Below are 1,216 nucleotides of genomic sequence, written 5' to 3'. Positions count from 1 at the left end.
TGTTAACGACCAGGTAGTCGAGATTGCCGTCTCCGTTGAAGTCTCCGACAAAGGAGTCCGTATTCCCGTTCCACATTGCACCGAACAGGTCGGTCGCGATGGCTTGTGGGGCAGCAAAGGTCCCATCCCCGTTTCCGAGGAAGAGATTGTCAACACCGCCATTATTTACAGCTAAGTAATCAAGGACTCCATCGTTGTTGAAATCTCCCACAAACGATTTGGTGTTTCCGTCCCAGTAGGCGCCGAACAAATCGGTCGTCACCACTTGAGCTGGATCGAACGTTCCGTCTCCGTTGCCCAGGAAGAGATTGTCGTTTCCGCCGTTGTTAACGACCAAGTAGTCGAGATTGCCGTCTCCGTTGAAGTCTCCGACAAAGGAGTCCGTATTCCCGTTCCACATTGCACCGAACAGGTCGGTCGCGGTGGCTTGCGCCGGGTCAAAGCCCGCCGGCGGGAGATCCACCTTGGTGATATCCTGCACGGCCGTGGTCGTGTTGCCCGCCGCATCGGTCACTTCGGCCGTCACGGTGAGCGTAGTACCCGCCGTATACCCGCTGAGATCGATCTGCGGAGAGATCCAGACGCCGGTCGCATCGACTGTGACCGTGCCGATCACAGTGCCATCGACCGAGATCGTGACGACCGAGCCCGGATCGGCCGAGCCTGAGACTTCCGTTACATCCGCTGCAGAGACGAAGTCGCCATAGGTCGCACAGTCGTTCGACATGGCCTCGATCGTCGCCAGCGGCGGCGTGGTGTCCAGTTCGGCCGGGGCCGTGTCCGTGGCCGGGTTGCCGTCGAGGTCGGTCACGTCGGCCGTCACGGTGATCGGGCCATCGGTGAGCGAGCTGACATCGACCGGAGCCGCCTGCCAGGTGCCATCGGCCAGGACCGTCGCCGTCGTCGTCACAGTATTGGTGCCGTCGGTAATCGTGACCGTGACCGTCTGACCGGTTTCGACGCCGGTGGTCGTGCCGGTGATCGTCACAGCGGTCGATTCCGCCAGGTTGACGATGTCGTCGCCGGCAATCGGCGTGTCGATCCCGATATCGGCGTCGGCATCTGCATCGGCATCCGCGTCGGCATCGGCGTCAGCGTCAGCGTCCGCATCAGCATCCGCGTCAGCATCGGCGTCAGCGTCAGCGTCGGCATCTGCGTCTGCGTCGGCATCTGCATCCGCATCGGCATCCGCGTCGGCGTCTGCATCGGCATCCGC

The 1,216-nt window shown here is 61.8% G+C and carries 1 protein-coding gene; it reads right to left on the bottom strand.

The window, feature by feature from the left end:
- Positions 1–1,216: FG-GAP-like repeat-containing protein (locus tag NHF53_RS22995; RefSeq protein WP_252836280.1), on the bottom strand; the 1,216-nt coding region annotated here is incomplete at both ends.

Source organism: Ciceribacter sp. RN22, from assembly GCF_024054295.1.
Classification (GTDB): domain Bacteria; phylum Pseudomonadota; class Alphaproteobacteria; order Rhizobiales; family Rhizobiaceae; genus Allorhizobium; species Allorhizobium lividum.
Note: the sequence above shows the minus strand (reverse complement) of the source record. Positions and strands in the feature narration are given on the sequence as shown.